The organism is Citrobacter sp. CRE-46 (genome assembly GCF_059615875.1).
This window is the reverse complement of the sequence record NZ_CM184341.1, coordinates 1,133,188-1,149,176: the sequence shown is the minus strand read 5'-3', so window position 1 is coordinate 1,149,176 and position 15,989 is coordinate 1,133,188. Positions and strand designations below refer to the sequence as shown.

Genomic DNA, 15,989 nt, shown 5'->3' with positions numbered 1-15,989 from the left:
GCGATTCCTTATTTCAGCGGCGAGTTTTTACGCTCGATGCTGTAGCGCTCAAGTTCTTTGTACGGTACGACTTTGCTCTTCTTCTTACGCACATCGACCACGGTCATACGGTCAGTACAGGAGTAGCAAGGATCGAGGCTACCGATAATCAGCGGGGCATCGGAAACAGTGTTGCCACGCAACATGTAACGCAGCGTTGGCCAGTTGGCGTAGGTCGCCGCACGGCAGCGCCAGCGATACAGTTTCTGGTTATCGCCGGTCATGCTCCAGTGGATGTCATCGCCGCGCGGCGCTTCGGCAAAGCCCAGCGCGAAGCGGTGAGGAATATAGGTAAAGCCTTCCACCGCCAGCGGGCCGCCCGGCAGGTTGTCCAGACCAAAGTCGATCATGTTCAGTGCGGTATAGACTTCATTGATACGGACTTTAAGACGAGAAATGACGTCGCAACCCTGCTCGCTGTGCACTTCCATCGGCAGCAAACCATAACCCACAAATGGGTGATCGGCGCGGGTGTCACGCGCGTGACCGCTGGCGCGAACCATCGGACCGACGTTACTAAAGTCGCGGGCGATCTCCGGATCCAGACGACCAATACCCACGGTACGCTGTTCCATGTTCGGCGTGCTGAGCAGCATATCGACCAGTTCCTGCACCTCACGACGCATCTGCTGCGCCAGTTGACGGGTCTGGATCATATCGTCTTTCAGCAGGTCACGACGGATACCGCCGATCAGGTTCATACCGTAAGTTTTACGCGCCCCGGTGAGGATCTCCGCCATCTTCATCGACGTTTCACGCACGCGGAAGAACTGCATAAAGCCGGAATCAAAACCGGTGAAGTGACAGGCCAGGCCGAGGTTCAGCAGGTGCGAGTGCAAGCGCTCCACCTCCAGCAGAATGGCGCGGATCATCTGCGCGCGTTCCGGCACCACGATACCCATCGCATTCTCTACGGAGGTAGTATAGGCGGTGCTGTGGGCAAAACCGCAGATGCCGCACACGCGGTCCGACAGGAACGTCACTTCGTTGTAACCCATACGGGTTTCCGCCAGTTTCTCCATGCCGCGGTGGACATAGAACAGACGATAGTCGGCGTCGATGATGTTCTCGCCGTCAACAAACAGACGGAAGTGACCGGGTTCATCGGAGGTCACGTGCAGCGGGCCAATCGGCACCACGTTATTTTTCTTGTCGCCCAGTTCGTTGATGAACTCGTAGGTTTCAGCATCCGTCGTCGGCGCCGGGCGTTGACGATAATCCATACTGTCTTTACGCAGCGGATACAGCTCGTCCGGCCAATCATCCGGCAGCACCAGACGACGTTCATCCGGCAAACCGACCGGGATCAAACCGTACATGTCGCGCACTTCACGCTCGCCCCAGACGGCTGCCGGAACGCGTGGCGTCACGGATGGGAATTCCAGCTTATTGGCATCCACTTCAACGCGGACGGTAATCCAGCACTTGGTGCCCTGCTCCATCGACATCACGTAATAAACGGCGTAATGGCCGCACAGCTGACGTTCGTCGTTACCAAACAGCACGGACAACCAGCCGCCCTGTTTGTAGTACAGGAACTCAACCACTTCCGGCAGGTAGTTCACCTTGACGGTGATCGTCAGCTGATCTTTGGTCTGCCAGGCTTCATCCAGCACCACGCCCGGAAAGGCCTGGTGCAGAGCGGCGAGATAGTGTTGACCTAATTTTTCTTCAGACATGCTCAAACTCTCTTAAATCACGCCACCAGCAAGGAGACGAACGCTAAAAACGCAAACCCAAAACCGGCCCAGGTCACGCGTGAAGTGGCGCAAAAACGCAGACGCGCCATGCTGTTTTCGAACAAGGCAATGACCAGCACGCCGAGGACCAGCTTGACGACGGCAATCACCAGCGCCAGCAGCAGCCCACCCGCGGTGAAGGTCTCCATCTGTCCCCACGGCAGGAACACGCCGACGAACATTTGCAGAACGACCAGCTGTTTGAGGCTAATGCCCCACTTCAGTACCGCAAAACCGCTGCCGCTGTATTCGGTCAATGGACCTTCCTGCAGTTCCTGCTCTGCTTCCGCCAGATCGAACGGCAGTTTGCCCATTTCGATAAAGGTGGCGAAAGCACAGGCGCACAGGGCCAGAATCAGCGGGATGCTGCGCGCAGCAGGCCAGTGGTAAACGGTATCGGCGATATTGCTGATATGGGTTGAACCCGCAACCTGCGCCGCCACCCACAGTCCCAGCAGCAGGATAGGTTCAACCAGCACGCCGAGCATCGCTTCGCGGCTGGCGCCAATCGCAGTAAACGGGCTACCAGTATCCAGACCCGCGATAGAGAAAAAGAAACGGGCGATGGCGAACAGGTAAATTAAGGTGATCAGATCACCCAATTGCGGCAGCGGTGAACCAACGGTCACTACCGGCAACGCGGTGGCGATAGTCAGCATCACACCTACCATCACAAATGGCGTCAGGCGGAAAACCCAGCTGGAATCCGCAGGCGCAATGCTCTGACGGCCCAGCAGTTTGATAATGTCGCGGTATTCCTGCAAAACGCCTGGACCGCGACGATTATGCAAACGCGCACGCGCCACGCGGGTCACACCGGACAGCAGCGGCGCAACGGCAAACAGCACCAGCGCCTGAATTAACGGATATAAAACACTCATTTTCAGGCTCCTCGTGAAACCACAATCACCACCAGCACCGCCAGCTCAATCAACGCCAGGCGACGAAACAGTACCGGGGCGGCCGCATTCTGCCAGCCCGGAACCAGTGATACCGGGTTCAGCCATTTACGCAGTTTGAGTACCGGGGCAAAGGCTTCTTTCACCGGCATGGCAAAACCGTGGGCGGTAATGACCATTGACTGCTCGTGATCGTAACCACACACCCATGCCGCACCGCGTGAACGCGACGGCAGACGGTTGCCTTTGAAAATTGCCATGATGATGAACGGCAGCAGCGGACACGCGATCAGCAGCAGCGTGATCATTGGCTGAGAAACGGTGGTGTTCGCGGTTTCCAGCGGCAGTGGAACGGCAGAGGAAATCATCGGCAGCAGCCATGGCGCAGCAACGCCGCCAATCACGCAGCAGATAGCCAGCGCAACCACGCTCACGCCCATCAGGATTGGCGCGCAGCAGGCATTTTCAGCTTCCTTCGTGCGCGGCGCGCCAAGGAACGTAACGCCATACACTTTCGCCATACACATCACCGCCAGCGCGCCAGTAATCGCCAGTCCTACCGCCAGCAACGGCCCTAACAGACGACCGACAAACGCGCCGCTGTTGCCAAGCTTAAAGAAGGACTGATAGATGACCCACTCACCGGCAAAACCGTTCAGCGGCGGCAGTGCGGCCATCGCCATCAGGCCAACCAGCATCGCCAGAGAGATAATCGGCATACGTTTACCGATACCGCCCAACTTCTCGATATCACGATGACCGGTACGGAACCAGATGCTGCCAGCACCGAGGAACAGAACGCTTTTGAACAGGCTGTGGTTGACCAGATGATACAGACCACCGGTCAAACCCAACGCAATCAGCGCCGGTTGATTCAGTGAAATCCCGGTTACGCCAGCGCCCAGCCCCAGCAGAATAATGCCGATGTTTTCCAGCGTGTGGTACGCCAGCAAACGCTGGATGTTATGTTCCATTAGCGCATACAGACCGCCGACAAATGCGGTGATCATACCCAGCACCAACAGCGTAATGCCCCACCACAGCGGCGCGTTACCGCCCAGCAGCGACAGGGAGAGAATACCCAGCAGACCGACCTTCATGACCACGGTAGAAAACAGTGCCGCAGCCGGCGCGCTGGCGTTGGCGTGTGCCTGCGGCACCCAACCGTGCAGTGGGATAATCCCGGCCAGCAGGCCAAAACCCGCCACGCCCAGCAGCCAGATGTCAGACCCAAGCGGCAGCTCCTGGGTGCGCAGATCGAGCAGACGCAGTTCCAGCGTACCGTAGCGCTGCCACACCAGGTAGCAGGCAATCGCCAACAGCAGCGTGCCGATGCGCCCCAGCGCAAACCACAGCTTGCCTTCTTTACTGCAACCGGTCAGGAACACCGCGCACAGCGCCATGATTTCCGCCATCACCACCAGCGTACCGAGGTTGCTGGCAACCACCGCACATACCGCTGCGGCCATCAGCAGATTCACCAGCAGGCCGTTGGCTTTCACCTGTGGATGGCGATGCCAGTCAATGTTGTAAAGGCTGACAAACAGACCGCACAGGCCCAGAGTAATCAGCCAGATAGCGTTCAACGGGGTAATTTGCAGGCTGTGACCAATAAACGGCATCACACCGCTTACCGCCAGCGCGTTGGTCAGCACCATAAAACCCGCGCCAGCCGTACACAAACTGCCAACCGCACCGCCAACCCCTGCAATCCAGCCGCTCAGCGGTTTATGAAATGAAAACAGAAATGCCAGAACCGCAGCCGCTGTAAACCAGGCCACGCCGCTGTTAATCAGTGAAATTGCGCTCATTTTGCATCTCCACTTTGAGCCTGCTGAAACAAGGTGAGATCGCCGAAGTCGGTATTGAAAGTCAGCTCACGCTTACGTTTGCTGGCGCGGGCGATATCCATGTTGCTCACCAGATGCAGGGCTTTGGTCGGACACATGCGTACGCAGGCCGGACCTTGCTCGTCAAAACTACACAGATCGCATTTCACCGCGATGGCACGAATGCCCGGAACCCAGTCCAGCAGCGTGCTTACGCGAGCTGGAGCTGGCGGGGCCGGCGGCGCTTTTGATGTATTGGCGTTTGCCGGGATATGCAGCGGACGGCTACCGGAAAACTCAATAGCGCCGAACGGACAGGCGATCCCGCACAGTTTGCAGCTTACGCACAGGCTTTCATTCAACTGTACGGCGCCGTCAACGCGATTAATCGCATTAACCGGACAAACGGTAGCGCAAGGCGCATCTTCACACTGGTGGCAAAGCTGCGGCGCGGATTCTTTTTCATTTAACATCACTTTCAGGCGCGGCATTGACTGCAGGCCATGCTGGCGATGTGTCTCTGAGCAGGCGGCTTCACAGGTGTGGCAGCCAATACAAAGAGTGGAGTCAGCAATTACAAAACGATTCACCAGGCATTCCTCAGGTGATAGTCATTTTTGACGAAAACATGTCAGGCAAATGTCATTTCGACATTTTTCGACATGCCCATTCCCTAAACTGTCGTGACGCAGTATTAAAGCCGCGTCATGACAAACGTGGGCAGCACCCGAGGCTTACGCCGGGCTATGTCCCGCAACCAGCTGGCTTAAATTCACCGGCATATTGTTCTCAACCGCGGTGTACAGGCTGTCGTAGACACTGGCGATTTTTTCGAGATAGTGCTCCAGCACCTGCTCGCGATCGCGGTTGCTGATACGCTCATCAACTTTACCGTCGATGGTCAACTGTGCCTGTGCAATCAGTTGTTTATCATCACCCTCTTTCGTTTCGACGTAATACTCGATGGTGTGACTGTTGAAACCATCCGCCAGCGTGACGTAGATAACGAAGTGTTCAAAAAGGACAAAGCACAGATCTTTGTCCGGCGCGCAGCTCATCGCATGATGCAAACGCGCTTTCGACAGGGTGATCCCCTGAACCAGCGAGTTGCAGTAAATACGCCACTGGTCCTGTAGGCGACGATGCCGTTCAGCGATGTAATCGGCTTTTTCGCTTATTTCCCAAATAGTCATGTCAGGTTACCCGTTTAGCAGAGATGAACAGCCTTAAGCACATTTCATGCCAAAATTAATTTCCTTTATTTTCAAATATATAAAAAATCAAAGACGGGTGACGACGTGTCATTTCGTCATTGTCGTCATTGTCACGAATGAAAAAATTCAACCTGGCATGTTTATTGCTTTTAATACGGCAACTTCATAGGAGGCGGTATGCACGAAATAACCCTCTGCCAAAGAGCACTGGAATTGATTGAACAACAGGCCACGCAACACGGTGCCAAGCGAGTAACTGGGGTCTGGCTCAAAATTGGCGCATTTTCTTGCGTAGAAACCAGCGCTCTCGCCTTTTGTTTTGATCTGGTATGCCGTGGGACCCTTGCAGAAGGTTGTAAACTCCACCTCGAAGAACAAGAAGCAGAATGTTGGTGCAAATCTTGTCAGCAATACGTCACGTTACTGACGCAACGCGTGCGTCGGTGTCCGCAATGCAACAGCGATACGCTGAGAATTGTGGCCGATGATGGTCTACAGATTCGACGAATTGAAATAGGCGACGCCGAAGACTAATTCCGGTGGCACCTGCCAGGCCGGAGAAGACGCTTGCGTCGCCATCCGGCAAAAAGCCTGTAACAAGAAAGAGATCAGGAGTGAGCGATGTGTACGACATGTGGTTGCGCTGAAGGCAACCTTTATATAGAGGGTGATGAGCATAATCCCCACTCGGCGTTTCGCAGCGCGCCATTTGCCCCGGCGGCTCGCCCGGCGCTGAATATTACCGGTGTGAAAACCTCTAATTTCGCACCGAGCCAGACCGCAGAAGGCGACCTGCACTACGGTCATGGCGAGGCGGGTACCCATGCGCCAGGCATGAGCCAGCGCCGTATGCTGGAAGTCGAAATTGACGTGCTGGACAAAAATAACCGTCTGGCCGAACGTAACCGCGCCCGTTTTGCCGCTCGTCAGCATCTGGTATTAAACCTCGTCTCAAGCCCGGGCTCAGGTAAAACGACGCTACTGACCGAAACGCTGATCAAACTGAAAGACAGCGTTCCGTGCGCCGTGATTGAAGGCGACCAACAGACGGTCAACGATGCCGCCCGTATTCGCGCCACCGGCACCCCCGCCATCCAGGTCAACACGGGTAAAGGTTGCCACCTTGACGCGCAAATGATTGCTGACGCCGCGCCGCGTTTGCCGCTTGATGACAACGGCATTCTGTTTATTGAAAACGTCGGTAACCTGGTCTGCCCGGCCAGCTTCGACCTCGGCGAACGTCATAAAGTGGCGGTGCTGTCCGTCACCGAAGGCGAAGATAAGCCGCTGAAATATCCGCATATGTTTGCCGCCGCATCGCTGATGCTGCTCAATAAAGTGGATCTGCTGCCGTACCTCAATTTTGATGTTGAAAAATGCATCGCCAGCGCCCGGGAAGTGAACCCGGACATTGAGATCATCCTGATTTCCGCCACCAGCGGCGAAGGGATGGACCAATGGCTCTCCTGGCTGGAGACACAGCGATGTGCATAGGTGTTCCGGGTCAAATCCGTACCATTGATGGCAACCAGGCCAAAGTCGACGTTTGCGGTATTCAGCGCGACGTCGACCTGACGCTGGTCGGTAGCTGTGATGAAAATGGTCAGCCGCGTCTGGGTCAGTGGGTACTGGTCCACGTCGGCTTTGCGATGAGCATCATTAATGAAGCAGAAGCGCGCGACACGCTCGACGCGCTGCAAAATATGTTTGACGTTGAGCCGGATGTCGGCGCGTTGCTGTACGGCGAGGAAAAATAAATGCGTTTTGTTGACGAATACCGCGCACCAGAACAGGTGATGCAGTTGATAGAGCACCTGCGTGAACGTGCCGCTCTCCTCCCCTATACCGCTGAACGACCGCTACGCATCATGGAAGTTTGTGGTGGTCATACCCACGCTATTTTCAAATTCGGACTCGACCAACTGCTGCCCGAAAACGTGGAGTTCATTCACGGCCCTGGCTGCCCGGTTTGCGTTCTGCCGATGGGCAGAATCGACAGCTGTGTTGAAATCGCCAGCCATCCGGAAGTGATTTTCTGCACCTTTGGCGACGCCATGCGCGTGCCGGGAAAACAAGGCTCACTACTACAGGCCAAAGCGCGCGGCGCGGATATCCGCATCGTCTATTCGCCGATGGATGCGCTGAAGCTGGCGCAGGAAAACCCAACGCGTAAGGTTGTGTTCTTTGGTCTGGGTTTTGAAACCACCATGCCGACCACCGCCATTACCCTGCAGCAGGCCAAACAACGCGATGTGCAGAACTTTTACTTTTTCTGTCAGCACATTACGCTTATCCCCACGCTGCGCAGCCTGCTGGAACAGCCGGACAACGGCATCGATGCCTTTTTAGCACCGGGGCACGTCAGCATGGTGATTGGCACCGACGCCTATAATTTCATTGCCTCAGATTTCCATCGCCCGTTAGTGGTCGCCGGCTTTGAGCCGCTCGACCTGCTGCAAGGCGTGGTGATGCTGATTGAACAGAAAATCGCCGCCCAAAGCCAGGTCGAAAACCAGTACCGCCGCGTGGTACCGGATGCCGGTAACGCCTTAGCGCAACAGGCCATCGCTGAGGTATTTTGCGTCAACGGCGACAGTGAATGGCGCGGTCTGGGCGTGATCGAATCGTCTGGCGTTCACCTGACGCCGGACTATCAACGTTTTGATGCCGAAGCGCATTTTCAGCCAGCGCCACAGCAGGTATATGACGATCCGCGCGCGCGTTGCGGAGAGGTGTTGACCGGCAGATGTAAACCGCATCAGTGCCCGTTATTTGGTAAAACCTGTAACCCGGAGACCGCCTTTGGCGCACTGATGGTCTCCTCAGAAGGCGCATGTGCCGCCTGGTATCAGTATCGTCAGCAGGAGGGTGAAGCATGAACAGCGTACAACTCGCCCACGGTAGCGGCGGTCAGGCTATGCAGCAGTTGATCAACAGTCTGTTTATGGAGGCTTTTGCTAATCCGTGGCTGGCGGAACAGGAAGATCAGGCGCGTCTGGAACTGGCGCAGTTGGTTGCAGAGGGCGATCGTCTGGCGTTCTCTACCGACAGCTATGTTATCGATCCGTTGTTCTTCCCCGGCGGTAATATCGGCAAGCTGGCTATCTGCGGTACGGCTAACGATGTCGCCGTCAGCGGCGCGATTCCACGTTATCTCTCCTGCGGGTTTATCCTTGAAGAAGGTCTGCCGATGGAGACGCTGAAAACCGTCGTCACCAGCATGGCGGCAACCGCACGCGAGGCGGGCATCGCCATCGTGACCGGTGATACCAAAGTCGTGCAGCGTGGCGCCGCAGATAAGTTGTTCATCAACACCGCCGGTATGGGCGCGATCCCCGCCAACATTCACTGGGGCGCGCAAACTCTCGGCCCTGGCGATGTATTGCTGGTTAGCGGTACGCTCGGCGACCATGGTGCAACCATTCTTAATCTGCGCGAGCAATTGGGTCTTGATGGCGAACTGGTTAGCGACTGTGCGGTGCTCACGCCGCTTATCCAGACGATACGTGATATACCCGGCGTGAAGGCGCTGCGTGACGCCACCCGTGGCGGCGTGAATGCGGTGACGCATGAGTTTGCCGCATCATGTGGATTTGGTATTGAGCTGTCTGAAGCGGCCCTGCCCATGAAGCCTGCGGTGCGTGGCGTTTGCGAGCTGCTGGGCCTCGATGCGCTCAACTTTGCCAACGAAGGCAAACTGGTGATTGCCGTTGAGCGTCAGGCTGCTGAAAGCGTGCTTGCCGCGCTACGTGCGCATCCGTTAGGACGCGACGCGGCAATGATTGGCGAAGTAGTTGAACGTAAAGGTGTACGCCTTGCCGGACTGTATGGCGTGAAACGAACCCTCGATTTACCACACGCTGAACCTTTACCTCGTATATGCTAGCAGCCAGTTGGCAGCATGCTGTAAGCCGGATAAGACGCCCTGGCGTCGACATCCGGCATTAACGCTGCATTATCGCCTGATGGCTTTGCTTATCAGGCCTACGGATTGCGTGACCAGTGAGTTTACGGTCAGCCATCCGGCAATAATTTACGACTTATACCTATAATTCATTTACCGTTTTCGCACCGTTTTGCGGTGCTTTCCCTGGAAAAGCAATATGTCGTATACACCGATGAGTGACCTCGGACAGCAAGGCCTGTTCGATATTACTCGTACATTATTACAGCAGCCCGATCTTCAGTCTCTCAGCGAGGCGCTTTCACAGCTGGCCAGGCATTCCGGACTGGCCGACTGCGCGGCTATTGTCTTATGGCAGGCACAAACGCAACGTGCGCGTTATTTTGCGACGCGCGAAAATAGTAAACCTATCGATTATGAAGACGAAACGGTGCTGGCGCATGGGCCGATACGCCGTATCCTGTCGCGCCCCGACGCGCTGCACTGCAACTATCATGAGTTCACGGAAACCTGGCCGCAGCTGGCATCCGGCGGATTGTATTCTGAATTTGGTCACTACTGTCTGCTACCGCTGGCGGCGGATGGGCGCATCTTTGGCGGTTGCGAATTCATCCGCAACGAAGACCGGCCATGGAGCGAAAAAGAGTACAATCGGCTCCAGACCTTCACCCAGATTGTCGGTGTCGTAGCTGAACAAATTCAGAGCAGAGTCAGCAATAACGTCGATTACGATCTGCTGTGCCGTGAGCGTGACAACTTTCGCATCCTGGTCGCCATCACCAATGCGGTGCTTTCCCGACTGGACATAGATGAACTGGTCAGCGAAGTCGCCAAAGAGATCCACCATTATTTCGACATCGATGCTATCAGTATCGTGTTACGCAGCAGTCGCAAAAATAAGCTGAGCATCTACTCCACCCACTATCTGGATGAGCATCATCCGGCGCACGAACAGAGCGAAGTGGACGAAGCAGGCACACTCTCTGAGCGGGTCTTCAAAAGCAAAGAGATGCTGCTGATTAACCTGAGCGAACGCGACGCCCTTGCTCCTTATGAACGGATGCTGTTCGAGACCTGGGGCAACCAATTACAGACGCTGTGCCTGCTGCCGTTGATGTCCGGCAATAACATGCTTGGCGTACTGAAGCTGGCGCAGTGCGAAGAGAAAGTCTTCACCACCGCCAATCTCAAACTGCTACGCCAGATTGCCGAGCGTGTGGCGATTGCCGTGGATAACGCCCTCGCCTACCAGGAAATTCACCGTCTGAAAGAACGTCTGGTCGATGAAAACCTGGCGCTGACAGAACAGCTCAACAACGTTGACAGCGAGTTCGGCGAAATCATTGGCCGCAGCGAAGCGATGTACAGTGTGCTCAAACAGGTCGAGATGGTGGCGCAAAGTGACAGCACCGTATTGATTCTCGGCGAGACCGGGACAGGCAAAGAGCTGATCGCCAGAGCGATTCATAACCTGAGCGGTCGTAACGCCCGCAGGATGGTAAAAATGAACTGTGCGGCAATGCCTGCCGGATTGCTGGAAAGCGATCTGTTTGGTCATGAGCGCGGTGCGTTTACCGGAGCCAGCACGCAACGTATTGGGCGTTTCGAACTGGCGGACAAAAGCTCACTGTTCCTTGATGAAGTGGGCGACATGCCGCTTGAGCTTCAGCCGAAGCTATTGCGCGTTTTGCAGGAACAGGAGTTTGAGCGTCTGGGCAGCAATAAGCTGATCCAGACCGATGTCCGTTTGATCGCCGCCACCAACCGCGATCTGAAAAAGATGGTCGCCGATCGCGAGTTTCGCAACGATCTCTACTATCGGCTGAACGTCTTCCCGATCCATCTGCCGCCGCTGCGCGAACGTCCGGAAGATATTCCGCTATTGGTAAAAGCTTTCACCTTTAAAATTGCCCGCCGAATGGGGCGCAATATCGACAGTATTCCCGCCGAAGCGCTGCGTACGCTGAGCAGTATGGAATGGCCGGGTAACGTGCGTGAACTGGAAAATGTGGTAGAACGCGCGGTGCTGCTCACAAGGGGCAATGTACTGCAACTGTCTCTGCCGGATGTTGTCGCTTTGACGCCTTCCACGCCGCCAGTGGCGACCGAAGTCGCACAAGATGGCGAAGATGAATACCAGCTGATCATGCGCGTGCTGAAAGAGACTAACGGCGTGGTTGCCGGCCCCAAAGGCGCGGCGCAACGACTGGGACTGAAGCGCACGACGTTGCTGTCACGCATGAAGCGCCTGGGTATTGATAAGGATGCGCTGGTTTAACGGTTCGCCCGATGGCGCTTTGCTTATCGGGTCTACCCACTGGTGCGTTTATATTTGTAGGCCGGATAAGGCGCAACCGCCATCCGGCATAGAATTGCTACATTACTTCTTCCGCTGGTACTTTTCGGGCAATTCCGGGACAGGACGTTTGTCATCAATCAGATGACGTACGGTCAGGATCGGATGACGCCAGAGCATTCTTGGCCCAGCCCAGCGCATAATCTGCTTCATCTCTTCACGTTTGGCGGGTTGATAACAGTGTACCGGGCACTGTTTGCAGGCCGGTTTTTCCTCACCAAATACGCACTTATCCAGACGCTTTTTCGCATAGGCAAACAACGCATCGTAATGCCCCGGCTCGTCTGAGGCCTGCGGACACTGGCGCTCGTACAGCGAGATCATTCTCTGGATCGTCATTTTTTCACGTGCAATACGTTTGCCGGACATGGTGCCTCCCAATTAAGTTGCATAAATAATACACCTTAACCATGCACAGGACTATTACCTGAAGGTGATACATCCTTAGCACCCTACGTAAATAAGAATTATTTTCATTTGTTTATACCTTGTGCTATATAACATAGCAAAGGCTATATTCGTTGATAAATTAACCACTTTGTTGTGAGGGATACTATGCCGCAGTTGCCCCATCTGAAGTCATTTCTCCTTGCTGGCGCGTTAACGGCGCTGACGTTGTCGCCTGCCTGGGCGCAAGAAAAGTTCAAAGTGATAACCACTTTTACGGTGATTGCGGATATGGCAAGTAACGTGGCAGGTGACGCCGCGGACGTCAGTTCCATCACCAAACCTGGGGCAGAAATTCATGAATATCAACCCACGCCGGGCGATATCAAGCGGGCGCAAGGCGCACAGCTTATCCTTTCGAACGGGCTCAACCTTGAGCTGTGGTTTGCCCGTTTCTACCAGCATTTATCCGGCGTGCCGGAGGTAATGGTCTCCAACGGTGTGCAGCCAATGGGTATCAGCGAAGGGCCGTACAACGGCAAACCGAATCCGCACGCCTGGATGTCGGCAGAGAACGCGCTTATCTACGTGGATAATATTCGCGATGCGCTGATGAAATACGATCCGCAGAATGCCGCGATCTACCAGAAAAATGCACAGAGCTATAAAGCCAAAATCCAGCAGACCCTGGCGCCACTACATGCAGAACTGGCGAAGCTCCCTGCCGATAAACGCTGGCTGGTCACCAGTGAAGGCGCGTTTTCTTATCTGGCACGCGATAACGGCCTGAAAGAGTTGTATCTGTGGCCGATCAACGCCGATCAGCAGGGCACCCCCAAACAGGTACGCAAAGTGATCGATGCGATCAGAGCGCATCATATCCCAACGGTATTTAGCGAAAGCACTGTCTCCGACAAGCCTGCGCGTCAGGTCGCCCGTGAATCCGGCGCGCATTACGGCGGTGTGCTGTATGTCGATTCGCTCAGCGCTGCTGATGGCCCGGTACCGACCTATCTGGATTTACTGCGCGTCACAACACAAACCATTGTTAACGGCATCAACGAAGGTCTGGAGAGCCAACCATGAGTCACTCTGCGATTACCGTAAATCAGGTTACGGTGACGTATCGCAACGGTCACACCGCATTGCGGGACGCCACTTTTCAGGTTCCGGGCGGTTCGATTGCCGCCCTGGTCGGCGTAAACGGTTCGGGAAAATCAACGCTTTTTAAAGCGCTGATGGGTTTTGTTCGCCTGGCGCAGGGGGAAATATCTATTCTGCAACAGCCGGTTAATCAGGCGCTGAAACAGAATCTGATTGCCTATGTTCCTCAGTCGGAAGAGGTGGACTGGTCGTTTCCGGTACTGGTGGAAGATGTGGTAATGATGGGTCGCTTTGGCCACATGGGCTGGCTGCGTCGGCCAAAACAGATCGACCGCGCCTGTGTTGATGCGGCGCTGGCACGGGTCGATATGCTGGACTATCGCCATCGCCAGATAGGTGAACTGTCCGGCGGGCAGAAAAAACGCGTTTTTCTGGCGAGGGCTATTGCCCAGGATGGACAGGTGATTTTGCTGGATGAACCCTTCACCGGCGTGGATGTGAAAACCGAGGCGCGCATCATCGACCTGCTACGCGAACTGCGCGATGAGGGGCGGACCATGCTGGTCTCAACCCATAATCTGGGGTCCGTTACCGAGTTTTGTGATTACACGGTAATGATTAAAGGTACGGTGCTGGCAAGTGGCCCGACCGAAACCACCTTTACGACTGAGAATCTCGAGCAGGCATTCAGCGGCGTTCTGCGTCATGTGGCGCTGAGCGGCGGTGAGCAACATGTGATTACCGATGATGAACGCCCGTTTATTTCGCGACACGCGGCCAACGAGGGGGAATAATCATGAACTGGCTGACAGAACCGTTTGGTTACCAGTACATGCTCAACGCGATGTGGGTCTCGGCGATGGTCGGCGGCCTGTGTGCGTTTCTCTCCTGCTATCTGATGCTCAAAGGCTGGTCGCTGATTGGCGACGCGCTGTCGCACTCTATCGTTCCGGGCGTTGCTGGCGCTTATATGTTAGGGCTTCCCTTCGCGCTTGGCGCTTTTCTTTCCGGTGGACTGGCAGCGGGCAGCATGCTGTTTCTCAATCAGCGCTCGCGCCTGAAGGAAGATGCGATTATCGGACTGATTTTTTCCTCTTTTTTCGGTATCGGGCTGTTTATGGTGTCGCTCAATCCGATGTCGGTCAACATCCAGACCATTATTCTGGGAAACGTGCTGGCGATTGCACCGGAAGATATTGTGCAACTGGCCATCATCGGCGTCATCTCGCTGACTATTCTGTTGTTGAAGTGGAAAGATCTGATGGTGGTTTTTTTTGATGAAAACCACGCGCGCTCCATCGGTCTGAATCCTGGCTGGCTAAAGCTGTTATTTTTTACGCTGCTCTCCGTTTCCACGGTTGCCGCTCTGCAAACCGTCGGCGCATTTCTGGTGATTTGTCTGGTGGTCACACCCGGCGCCACCGCCTGGCTGCTGACGGATCGTTTTCCACGTCTACTCACTATCGCCGTAGCTATCGGCAGCCTGACCAGCTTTTTTGGCGCCTGGCTGAGCTACTGGCTGGACGGCGCAACCGGCGGAATTATTGTGGTTCTACAAACGCTGCTGTTCCTGCTGGCGTTTGTCTTTGCGCCAAAACACGGTCTGCTGGCGAATCGCCGTCGTGCCCGTCAGGTAAACAAGGAGTCCGTATGAGCTTAACGACGCTGCTGGAACCCTTTCAGTTTAGCTTTATGGTCAATGCGCTGGTCATCTCCACCATTGTCGCCATCCCCTGTGCGCTGTTGTCGGTGTTTTTGGTGCTTAAAGGCTGGGCGCTGATGGGCGATGCCATGAGCCACGCGGTTTTCCCCGGCATTGTGCTGGCGTGGATTGCAGGTATTCCACTGGCGATTGGCGCGTTTATCGCCGGACTGTTTTGCGCGGTGGCGACGGGCTATCTCGACGACAATAGCCGAATTAAGCGTGACACCCTGATGGGGATCGTCTTTTCCGGTATGTTTGGCGCGGGCCTGGTGCTGTACGTTTCGATCCAGTCGGAGGTCCATCTCGATCATATTCTGTTCGGCGATATGCTAGGAGTGTCGTTTAGCGATATTGTGCAAACCTCCGTTATCACGCTGGGGATTGCGCTTATTATCGGGCTAAAGTGGAAAGATCTGCTACTGCACGCATTCGATCCGCATCAGGCAAAGGCCAGCGGTCTTAACACGACGCTGCTGCATTATGGTCTGTTGTGTATGATTGCCCTGACGATCGTCGCCACGCTGAAATCGGTAGGCATTATTTTGTCGATTTCCTTACTAATTGCCCCGGGCGCCATCGCGATATTAATGACACGGAAATTTTTCCATGCCTTGTGGCTGGCAGTGGTTATCTCAGTCGTTACCTCGTTTATGGGCGTGTATCTGTCATTTTTCATCGACAGCGCACCAGCCCCCACCATCGTCGTACTATTTTCTCTGCTGTTTGTGATTACTTTTATTTATTCCGGTCTGCGCGATCGCCGTTTCGAACGGCGACGCCAACAATACGACCGCTAACGGCGTGGGCAGTGAT

The 15,989-nt window shown here is 55.2% G+C and carries 16 protein-coding genes; 10 read left to right on the top strand and 6 right to left on the bottom strand.

The annotated features are described in order from the left end of the window. Positions 1 to 8: 8 nt before the first annotated feature. From hycE to hycA, 5 genes are all read right to left on the bottom strand, one after another. Positions 9 to 1,718 carry a formate hydrogenlyase subunit HycE gene (hycE, locus tag AC534G_RS05450; protein ID WP_006687169.1) on the bottom strand — a complete coding sequence of 570 codons (1,710 nt, stop codon included), beginning with the start codon at positions 1,716 to 1,718 and terminating at the stop codon, positions 9 to 11. Between the two features lie 17 nt (positions 1,719 to 1,735). Then, entirely contained in the window at positions 1,736 to 2,659 is a 924-nt protein-coding gene (locus AC534G_RS05445; RefSeq protein ID WP_042310580.1) for a respiratory chain complex I subunit 1 family protein, read from the bottom strand. A gap of 2 nt (positions 2,660 to 2,661) precedes the next feature. Continuing rightward, positions 2,662 to 4,488 carry a formate hydrogenlyase subunit 3 gene (hycC, locus tag AC534G_RS05440; protein WP_110497040.1) on the bottom strand — a complete coding sequence of 609 codons (1,827 nt, stop codon included), beginning with the start codon at positions 4,486 to 4,488 and terminating at the stop codon, positions 2,662 to 2,664. Further along, the gene (gene hycB / locus AC534G_RS05435) at positions 4,485 to 5,096 is read right to left on the bottom strand and encodes a formate hydrogenlyase subunit HycB (RefSeq protein ID WP_038633091.1); all 612 of its coding nucleotides are present in this window, start codon (positions 5,094 to 5,096) and stop codon (positions 4,485 to 4,487) included. Before hycB ends, hycC begins: the two co-directional genes overlap by 4 nt. Before the next feature lie 144 nt (positions 5,097 to 5,240). After that, entirely contained in the window at positions 5,241 to 5,699 is a 459-nt protein-coding gene (gene hycA, locus AC534G_RS05430) for a formate hydrogenlyase regulator HycA (protein WP_038633094.1), read from the bottom strand. Positions 5,700 to 5,897: 198 nt separating this feature from the next. On the opposite strand from hycA, the gene hypA reads away from it, so the two are divergent. The 6 genes from hypA to flhA all read left to right on the top strand — a co-directional run bounded on the left by hypA (position 5,898) and on the right by flhA (position 11,902). Beyond that, positions 5,898 to 6,254: a hydrogenase maturation nickel metallochaperone HypA gene (gene hypA / locus AC534G_RS05425; protein WP_110497038.1), complete on the top strand. Its 357-nt coding sequence runs from the start codon at positions 5,898 to 5,900 to the stop codon at positions 6,252 to 6,254. A gap of 87 nt (positions 6,255 to 6,341) precedes the next feature. Then, entirely contained in the window at positions 6,342 to 7,214 is an 873-nt protein-coding gene (hypB, locus tag AC534G_RS05420; RefSeq protein WP_038633101.1) for a hydrogenase nickel incorporation protein HypB, read from the top strand. After that, positions 7,205 to 7,477 carry a hydrogenase 3 maturation protein HypC gene (hypC, locus tag AC534G_RS05415; protein WP_038633103.1) on the top strand — a complete coding sequence of 91 codons (273 nt, stop codon included), beginning with the start codon at positions 7,205 to 7,207 and terminating at the stop codon, positions 7,475 to 7,477. Before hypB ends, hypC begins: the two co-directional genes overlap by 10 nt. Next, entirely contained in the window at positions 7,478 to 8,599 is a 1,122-nt protein-coding gene (gene hypD / locus AC534G_RS05410) for a hydrogenase formation protein HypD (protein WP_496594514.1), read from the top strand. It abuts the gene before it with no gap. Beyond that, complete coding sequence (gene hypE, locus AC534G_RS05405; RefSeq protein WP_069324562.1) at positions 8,596 to 9,606, top strand: hydrogenase maturation carbamoyl dehydratase HypE; 1,011 nt, start codon at positions 8,596 to 8,598, stop codon at positions 9,604 to 9,606. Before hypD ends, hypE begins: the two co-directional genes overlap by 4 nt. Before the next feature lie 217 nt (positions 9,607 to 9,823). After that, positions 9,824 to 11,902, top strand: a complete 2,079-nt coding sequence (gene flhA, locus AC534G_RS05400) for a formate hydrogenlyase transcriptional activator FlhA (protein WP_038633112.1) — start codon at positions 9,824 to 9,826, stop codon at positions 11,900 to 11,902. 102 nt (positions 11,903 to 12,004) lie between these two features. Here flhA and AC534G_RS05395 read toward each other — a convergent pair whose 3' ends face one another. Continuing rightward, a complete protein-coding gene (locus AC534G_RS05395) occupies positions 12,005 to 12,349 on the bottom strand; it encodes a nitrous oxide-stimulated promoter family protein (protein WP_110497036.1) in 345 nt (114 codons plus the stop codon). A gap of 186 nt (positions 12,350 to 12,535) precedes the next feature. Between AC534G_RS05395 and AC534G_RS05390 the strand changes: the two genes are divergently transcribed. Genes AC534G_RS05390 through sitD form a run of 4 tightly spaced genes read left to right on the top strand, consistent with a single transcriptional unit; the run spans position 12,536 to position 15,973 of the window. Next, on the top strand, positions 12,536 to 13,453 hold the full coding sequence (locus AC534G_RS05390) for a metal ABC transporter substrate-binding protein (protein ID WP_038633117.1): 918 nt from the start codon (positions 12,536 to 12,538) through the stop codon (positions 13,451 to 13,453). Continuing rightward, a complete protein-coding gene (gene sitB / locus AC534G_RS05385) occupies positions 13,450 to 14,265 on the top strand; it encodes an iron/manganese ABC transporter ATP-binding protein SitB (protein ID WP_110497034.1) in 816 nt (271 codons plus the stop codon). Before AC534G_RS05390 ends, sitB begins: the two co-directional genes overlap by 4 nt. A 2-nt stretch (positions 14,266 to 14,267) precedes the next feature. Beyond that, entirely contained in the window at positions 14,268 to 15,125 is an 858-nt protein-coding gene (sitC, locus tag AC534G_RS05380) for an iron/manganese ABC transporter permease subunit SitC (RefSeq protein WP_085048857.1), read from the top strand. Next, positions 15,122 to 15,973 (top strand): iron/manganese ABC transporter permease subunit SitD, encoded by an 852-nt coding sequence (gene sitD, locus AC534G_RS05375; protein ID WP_087856236.1) that lies wholly within the window; start codon positions 15,122 to 15,124, stop codon positions 15,971 to 15,973. Before sitC ends, sitD begins: the two co-directional genes overlap by 4 nt. The last annotated feature ends 16 nt before the right edge of the window (positions 15,974 to 15,989 follow it).

Coding starts and splice junctions, on each gene's coding strand:
- hycC (WP_110497040.1), bottom strand. CDS start 4,488: ATGAGCGCAATTTCACTGATTAACAGCGGCGTGGCCTGGTTTACAGCG.
- hypE (WP_069324562.1), top strand. CDS start 8,596: ATGAACAGCGTACAACTCGCCCACGGTAGCGGCGGTCAGGCTATGCAG.
- hycE (WP_006687169.1), bottom strand. CDS start 1,718: ATGTCTGAAGAAAAATTAGGTCAACACTATCTCGCCGCTCTGCACCAG.
- AC534G_RS05445 (WP_042310580.1), bottom strand. CDS start 2,659: ATGAGTGTTTTATATCCGTTAATTCAGGCGCTGGTGCTGTTTGCCGTT.
- hypC (WP_038633103.1), top strand. CDS start 7,205: ATGTGCATAGGTGTTCCGGGTCAAATCCGTACCATTGATGGCAACCAG.
- hypB (WP_038633101.1), top strand. CDS start 6,342: ATGTGTACGACATGTGGTTGCGCTGAAGGCAACCTTTATATAGAGGGT.
- hypD (WP_496594514.1), top strand. CDS start 7,478: ATGCGTTTTGTTGACGAATACCGCGCACCAGAACAGGTGATGCAGTTG.
- hycA (WP_038633094.1), bottom strand. CDS start 5,699: ATGACTATTTGGGAAATAAGCGAAAAAGCCGATTACATCGCTGAACGG.
- AC534G_RS05390 (WP_038633117.1), top strand. CDS start 12,536: ATGCCGCAGTTGCCCCATCTGAAGTCATTTCTCCTTGCTGGCGCGTTA.
- hypA (WP_110497038.1), top strand. CDS start 5,898: ATGCACGAAATAACCCTCTGCCAAAGAGCACTGGAATTGATTGAACAA.
- sitB (WP_110497034.1), top strand. CDS start 13,450: ATGAGTCACTCTGCGATTACCGTAAATCAGGTTACGGTGACGTATCGC.
- sitD (WP_087856236.1), top strand. CDS start 15,122: ATGAGCTTAACGACGCTGCTGGAACCCTTTCAGTTTAGCTTTATGGTC.
- AC534G_RS05395 (WP_110497036.1), bottom strand. CDS start 12,349: ATGTCCGGCAAACGTATTGCACGTGAAAAAATGACGATCCAGAGAATG.
- sitC (WP_085048857.1), top strand. CDS start 14,268: ATGAACTGGCTGACAGAACCGTTTGGTTACCAGTACATGCTCAACGCG.
- flhA (WP_038633112.1), top strand. CDS start 9,824: ATGTCGTATACACCGATGAGTGACCTCGGACAGCAAGGCCTGTTCGAT.